General features: G+C 58.3%; 6 protein-coding genes. 2 read left to right on the top strand and 4 right to left on the bottom strand.

Annotation, left to right across the window (positions count from 1 at the left end; all coding sequences use genetic code 11):
- Window positions 1–30 precede the first annotated feature (30 nt).
- The 3 genes from B498_RS09580 to B498_RS09590 are packed head-to-tail and all read right to left on the bottom strand — an operon-like array spanning window position 31 to window position 2,532.
- Window positions 31–774, bottom strand: a complete 744-nt coding sequence (locus B498_RS09580; protein WP_008501652.1) for an alpha/beta fold hydrolase — start codon at window positions 772–774, stop codon at window positions 31–33.
- An 11-nt stretch (window positions 775–785) separates the two neighbouring features.
- Complete coding sequence (locus B498_RS09585) at window positions 786–1,253, bottom strand: DUF6130 family protein (protein ID WP_008501651.1); 468 nt, start codon at window positions 1,251–1,253, stop codon at window positions 786–788.
- A 49-nt stretch (window positions 1,254–1,302) separates the two neighbouring features.
- Window positions 1,303–2,532, bottom strand: coding sequence for an MFS transporter (locus B498_RS09590; protein ID WP_008501650.1), 1,230 nt, complete (start codon window positions 2,530–2,532; stop codon window positions 1,303–1,305).
- Window positions 2,533–2,629: 97 nt separating this feature from the next.
- Between B498_RS09590 and B498_RS09595 the strand changes: the two genes are divergently transcribed.
- Complete coding sequence (locus tag B498_RS09595) at window positions 2,630–3,520, top strand: LysR family transcriptional regulator (RefSeq protein WP_008501649.1); 891 nt, start codon at window positions 2,630–2,632, stop codon at window positions 3,518–3,520.
- Here B498_RS09595 and B498_RS09600 read toward each other — a convergent pair.
- Complete coding sequence (locus tag B498_RS09600; protein ID WP_021241815.1) at window positions 3,517–3,705, bottom strand: YfgG family protein; 189 nt, start codon at window positions 3,703–3,705, stop codon at window positions 3,517–3,519. The genes B498_RS09595 and B498_RS09600 overlap by 4 nt on opposite strands.
- 351 nt (window positions 3,706–4,056) lie before the next feature.
- Between B498_RS09600 and B498_RS09605 the strand changes: the two genes are divergently transcribed.
- Window positions 4,057–6,297, top strand: a complete 2,241-nt coding sequence (locus B498_RS09605) for an EAL domain-containing protein (protein WP_031275105.1) — start codon at window positions 4,057–4,059, stop codon at window positions 6,295–6,297.
- Window positions 6,298–6,301: the final 4 nt, after the last annotated feature.

Below are 6,301 nucleotides of genomic sequence, written 5' to 3'. Positions count from 1 at the left end.
GCGCTTACCCGGCCTACAATTTACAAAATACTATTTTGCTTCAATCGCCTGCTCAATCGTCCGGGCGATAGCCTCCGGCTGGCTCACCATCGACACGTGGCTCGCGGAGACCTCGGTGGTTTTCGCATGGATCGTCTTCGCCATCGCACGTTCAAGATCGGGGTTGATCATTCGGTCATTTTTGCTGACCACAAACCAGCTCGGCTTATCATGCCACGCCGCGTGGGTCATCTTTTCACCAAACGCATCGTCCTTAATTGGCCCCTGCGTGGCCGCGATTGCAGTTTGTTCCTCGGGCTTCACGTCCGGCGCGAAATCCTTCCTGACGGCGTCCGTTGGCAGATATAAATAGCCGTCCGCCGTTTTGGCGATGACCGCGCTGCCCGGCGGCGGCGGGTAGCTTCCCGCGAGGTCCGCCGTCGACTGGCCGCCATCCGGCGCGAACGCCGCCACATACACCAGCGATTTCACCCGCGCATCGTTGCCCGCTTCGCTAATCACGGTGCCGCCCCAGGAGTGACCCACCAGCACGACATCCCCCTGGGCGCGGGCGATGACCCGCTTTGTGGCGGCAACGTCATCGTTAAGCGACGTGAGCGGCAGCTGGACGGCAATGACCTCTGCGTGCTGTTTCTGCAACAGGGTAATCACCTTATTCCAGCTGCTGCCGTCGGCAAACGCGCCGTGCACCAGCACGACGCTGGTTTTGCTCTGCGCAAAGGCACTGGCGGAAAGCCCCAGCAGGCCTGCCGTCAGTACAGTCAGTGCTTTCATCTTCAGACTCCTTAAAAATGGTGGACCGCCGCGTGGGGCGGAACGGTGAATTCAATGGTTTTGTGGTCGAGCGGCTTGTGCGTCGGGTCGGCCAGAATAATCGTCACCTTGTGTTTACCGGCGGGGAGTCCCACCAGAATCACCGGCTCTCCGCTGGCGTCAGCCCAGTGCCACGGCGCGCCGTCCACCACCACGTGAATGTGCCCGATGCGCGGGATGACCTTGAGCGCTTCAGGTCCGAATACCGGCTCGATGCGCAGGTTTTCGGCACGGTACTGGATAAACACCGCGCCTTTACTCAGCGGCCCGGCAAGCGGCGGATCGACGATCAGTTTTGCAGGCGGTTGCGGCTGCGCCAGCGGGGCAACGGCGGCGGGGCCGTTAACGTCCGCGGCGCTCAGGTTGTCCAGCGGCGTGGCCTGGGCATGTGTTACAGAGGCCAGGACGAGCAGGGGTAAAATTGCGTAACGACGAATCATGGTTCTCTCCTCATCGGTTCTGAATGACGACAGGGAAAGAAAACCATTTTTATGTATCGGAGATATTTGCCGGAGGGGGCGTTTTGTACCCGTTTGTCAGCGCGTCGCGCGGGATACAGTGCGATACAGTTTGCCTCCCGGGACGGCGCACGATCGCTATCGCCAGCCCGGCAATCACCAGCGTTAACCCCGTCGACACTCCCATTGCACCCGCGATCCCCAGCGTTTTGTTCAGCCATGCATAGGCAAACGGTGCGGCTGCGGCCATCAGCTGGCCCGGGATAAGCAGCATGCCCGTGCGGCGGGCATAGCTTTCCGCGCTAAACAGCTCCAGTGGCAGCGTGGCTTTTACTATGGTGACCAGCCCGTTGATGGCGCCGTAGCCCAGCACAAACCCGGCCGCGCACCAGACAAACAGGGCGCTGCTTATTCCCACAAGAAAACACAGCGGCATAGCAAGAGCGGTAAAGAGCGTAAGTTTGAAGGGGGTTAAGCGGCCACCTGCCAGCACCTCCAGCGAGCGCGCGCCCGTCTGGCCGATCCCCCACAGCATGCCGATGGCGACCGGCAGGCCAAAGTGGGCAATAAACTCCGGCAGATGGGTGGAGGTGCCGTTAGAGACAAAGGTGATAAGGGCGATGAAGGCCGCATAAAGCCAGGCGTTACGCCGCTCGTTGCGCAGGGGCGGCGCGATGGCCTTCGTGTTTTCCGTCAGCCGCTGCCGGGGAAGCGTGCGGATCAGCACTGCGCTCAGCAGGCCAAGCAGGGCATAAATGCGTAACGCGTCCTGCCAGCTCATGATGTGAAGCAGACCATCGCCCAGCGGCCAGAAGACGGCGGAGGCCAGCCCGCCTGCCAGCGTGACGCGTGAGATCGTTCTTCGCGCCTGCTGCCCGTAGAGGTTGACCAGCGCGGCGAACAGCGCATCGTACAGCGACAGGCGCATCCCAGTGCCGGCGACAATCCAGGCGCCGTACCAGCCATAAAGCGTCCGGGTATACGCCATTTCTGCGCAGCTTGCGGCGATCAGCAGCGTTCCGACCATCACCACTTTTTGACCGCCAAAGCGTGCCAGCAGGCGGGCGACAAAAGGAGATACCGCCGCCATCACCAGCATCGCCAGCGTCAGGCCGAGGTAAATCTGCGGTGACGACCATCCCCGGTCGGCTGAAATGGCCCGCGCAAAGGTGCCGGGCATATAAAACGAAATCCCCCAGTTGATGAGTTGATTACACCCGGCGGTGAGGGCGAGGCGACGAGGAAGGGCAGAGGTTTCCATGAGTTTTCATTCCGTTATGCAGTTGTCCTGAGCATAACGGGCGCGGTATTGTGCTGGCAGGGCTGCAACCTTATGCACCGTATAAGAGAAACTTTGAATGACGACGCTTAATCTGGGCTATCTCGCCACCTTCCGCCTGGTTCACCAGCGCGGCAGCTTTTCAGCGGCAGCGGACGTTCTGGGCCTCTCCCAGCCCGCCGTCAGCCTGCAAATACGCCAGCTGGAGCAGTTTCTGCAAACGCGGCTGGTGGAGCGTACCGGGCGAGGGATTAAGGCGACGGCTGCCGGAGAAACCTTGCTGGCGCACGGGGAGCGTATTCAGCAGGTGGTGGATGACGCCATCCGGGCCGTGAATGCGTTTAGCCACGACGTGAGCGGCACCATTACCCTTGGCACGGGGGCGACGGCCTGCATTCATCTTCTGCCGCCGCTGCTGGAGCAGCTACGCCGCGACTATCCGCTCCTGAGCGTGGGAGTCACGACGGGCAACACCCTCGACATCGTCAGGGCCATTGAAGAGAACCGTCTCGATATGGGGCTGGTGACCCTGCCGGTGAGCGGCAGAGCGCTGGACGTCATGCCGGTGATGGACGAAGAGTTTGTCTTTATCGCCTCAAGAGAGCAGCAGGACGCTTTCAGGGAGTTAACCCCGGAGGCGCTCCATGCCCAGCCGCTGATCGCCTTTGAGACAGGCAGCGGGACCCGGGCGCTGATCGATGGCTGGTTTGCCGCCCATGGGGTAGCGATGGCGCCGGTGATGCAGCTTGGCAGCATCGAGGCGATCAAACGCATGGTTCGCGCGGGGCTGGGCTACAGCATCGTGCCGCGAATGGCGGTAGAACAGGATGCCGATCGCGAGGGGCTATGCGTGATGTCGCTGACGCCCATGCTGCAGCGGCAGCTGGCGGTGGTGATGCGGCAGGATAAAATCCTCAGCAAAGGGATCGCGGCCCTTATTCGGCTCGTACAACATCCTTCGGGGGGTTAGCGGTCAGCGGTGTCGACGGTCAGGCTGGATTGCTGTGACTGGGTTTTGTCCTGATGGTGGTACCAGGCACCAATCGAAGAGTAAACGAAGCGGCCAAAGAAAAACAGGAAACTGATAAGCAGTATGATGCGGGTCATTCGGGTGTTAAATCGATGTCGTTTGCGCATACGCGTGACCTGACTCACTCTGTTTTCCTGGATAAGCCCGCCCGGGCGATAAGGATATTAAGGCACAGCGGGAAGATGGGGTCAATTCTGTGATGTGTAAATAACCGTCAACGTTTGCATTAACTATTGTTATTGAAATTAATAATTGCATTTACCATATTGATAATATGAAGAAAATTATTTCACAAAATTCTTCTGCAAGGCTTATTTGCGTGAAATAGTTTGATTTAAGTCAACGGATTCCCGGCTCTGATATTTAAAATCCCTCCTCCACACTGTTCACTCTGCACGTCGCGGGGTGGCGCCAGGTCAGGTTGGATGCCTGTCTTTATCTTCCCTCTGGAGAAAAAGGGGTTTAACCGGGCATCTATGAAGATTTTCGCTTTTCTGAAAAACAATAAATACCGTTGGTGGGCATTGCCGCTACTATTACCGGTGGTTTTGCTTCCCGTGCTGAGCGTGGCAAATACGTTCACGCAGCTGGGGGACGGTATCGCGGCGCTTTATTATTTACCGCTCTCCTTTTTGCTCTCGCTGATGATGTTCTTTGGCCTGGAAGCCCTTCCCGGGATCGTGTTGTCGCTGTTTATCCGCTATTACCCGTCGGTCGGGATGTTCGAAACGGTTGCCGGGGTGCTCCATTTTATTGTCCCTTTAGTCCTCAGCTGGGGCGGCTACCGGGTGTTTGCGCCCAGACGCAATATGACGGCGTACGGCGACATCCGGCTGATGGCGCAGCGCATCTTCTGGCAGGTCATCTGCCCTGCGACGCTGTTTCTGGTGCTGTTTCAGTTTGCGGTGTATCTGGGCGTGTATGAGAGTCGCCAGAGCCTCGCGGGGTTGAACCCTCTTAACATTCGTACGCTCATTAACTACCAGGCGCTGCTGGTCAGCGGGCTGACGGGCGTGCCGTTGAGCTATCTGCTGATCCGCCTGATCCGTCATCCGCGCTATATCAAAAGTCTTCTCTCGCAGATCCGTTTCCAGATAGATAAAAAGGTGACGGCCGCGGAGTTTTTGCTGTGGGCGATTGCGCTTGGCGGGCTGCTGTCGCTGCTGCTGCTCCCGATAAATGAAAACAGCTCCATCTTCACCACTAACTATACCCTGTCGCTGCTGATGCCGGTGATGCTCTGGGGCGCGATGCGTTTTGGCTATAAGCTGATTTCGCTGATCTGGACCCCGATACTGCTGGTGTCCATTCACTATTTTTACCGCTATATCCCAGTGAACGCGGGGTACGATATTCAGCTGGCGATCACCTCTTCCAGTTACCTGGTCTTTTCGTTTGTGGTGATTTATATGTCGATGCTGGCGACCCGGCAGCGCGCGGTGAACAAACACGCCCGCAGGCTGGCACTGCTCGATCCGGTTGTCCATATGCCTAACCTGCGGGCGCTGTCGCGCGATCTGGCGAAGAATCCGTGGTCGGCGCTCTGCCTGCTGCGCATTCCGGAGCTGGAAATTCTGGGCCGAAATTACGGCGTGCAGCTGCGTATTCAGTACAAACAGCAGCTGGCGCAGTGGGTTAACGCTACGCTCCAGCCCAATGAGCAGGTGTATCACCTCACCGGGTATGACATGGCGGTGCGGCTCAACGCGGAATCGCACCAGCAGCGGATTGACGCCCTGGACGAGCATATTAAGCAGTTCCGCTTTGTCTGGGACGGCATGCCGCTGCAGCCGCAGGTTGGCGTAAGCTACTGCTATGTCCGGTCCCCTGTTAACCATCTTTATCTGGTGCTGGGGGAGCTGGCGGTGGTGGCCGATCTGTCACTCTCCTCTAATCACCCGGAAAATCTTCAGCAGCGCGGTGCCGTCCATTTGCAGCGCAGCCTGAAGGATAAAGTCGCGATGATGAGCCGCCTGCAGAAGGCGCTCGACAACGACGAATTCATCCTGCTGGTTCAACCCGTTCGCGGCCTGCGTGGCGATTGCTATCACGAAGTCCTGCTGCGGATGCCGGACACCAATGGGATACTGATCTCCCCCGATCAGTTCCTGCCTGTCGCGCAGGAGTTTGGTTTGTCCTCTCGGGTGGATCTGTGGGTGCTTGAGCATACGCTGCGCTTCCTGGCCGCGCATCGGGAAAGACTGCCCGGCCAGCGCTTTGCTATTAACCTGGCGCCTTCAACAGTGTGCCGGGTGCAGTTCCCGCTTGAGGTGAGCCGCGTGCTGGCGAAATACGCTATTGAGCCGTGGCAGCTGATCTTTGAAGTGACGGAGTGCAGCAACTTCTGCAACGCGGAGCAGGCGCTGCATATCCTCAGTCAGCTGCAGAAAATGGGGGTACGCATTGCGATTGATGATTTTGGTACCGGCTATGCAAGCTACGCGCGGCTAAAAAGCGTGGACGCAGATATTCTTAAAATCGACGGCGACTTCATCCGCAATATCGTCAACAACAGCCTGGATTATCAGATTGTGGCGTCTATCTGCCATCTGGCGCGCATGAAGAAGATGCTGGTGGTGGCGGAATATGTCGAGACCGAAGAGATACGTAGCGCGGTTCACGCGCTAGGTATTGATTATGTGCAGGGCTATCTGATTGGCAGACCGGCACCGCTTGAGTCACTGCTGGAAACAGAGGCGTCCTGCGCGGACGCCTGAACCG

It is taken from the genome of Enterobacter sp. SST3 (genome assembly GCF_000286655.1).
Taxonomy (GTDB): Bacteria; Pseudomonadota; Gammaproteobacteria; order Enterobacterales; family Enterobacteriaceae; genus Enterobacter; species Enterobacter roggenkampii.
The sequence above is the reverse complement of the archived record's forward strand: the minus strand, read 5'-3'. Positions and strand labels throughout refer to the sequence as shown.

What these genes read in the sequence shown, in the direction of transcription:
- B498_RS09580 (WP_008501652.1), bottom strand. Translation starts at nt 774, where the DNA reads ATGAAAGCACTGACTGTACTGACGGCAGGCCTGCTGGGGCTTTCCGCC.
- B498_RS09585 (WP_008501651.1), bottom strand. Translation starts at nt 1,253, where the DNA reads ATGATTCGTCGTTACGCAATTTTACCCCTGCTCGTCCTGGCCTCTGTA.
- B498_RS09590 (WP_008501650.1), bottom strand. Translation starts at nt 2,532, where the DNA reads ATGGAAACCTCTGCCCTTCCTCGTCGCCTCGCCCTCACCGCCGGGTGT.
- B498_RS09595 (WP_008501649.1), top strand. Translation starts at nt 2,630, where the DNA reads ATGACGACGCTTAATCTGGGCTATCTCGCCACCTTCCGCCTGGTTCAC.
- B498_RS09605 (WP_031275105.1), top strand. Translation starts at nt 4,057, where the DNA reads ATGAAGATTTTCGCTTTTCTGAAAAACAATAAATACCGTTGGTGGGCA.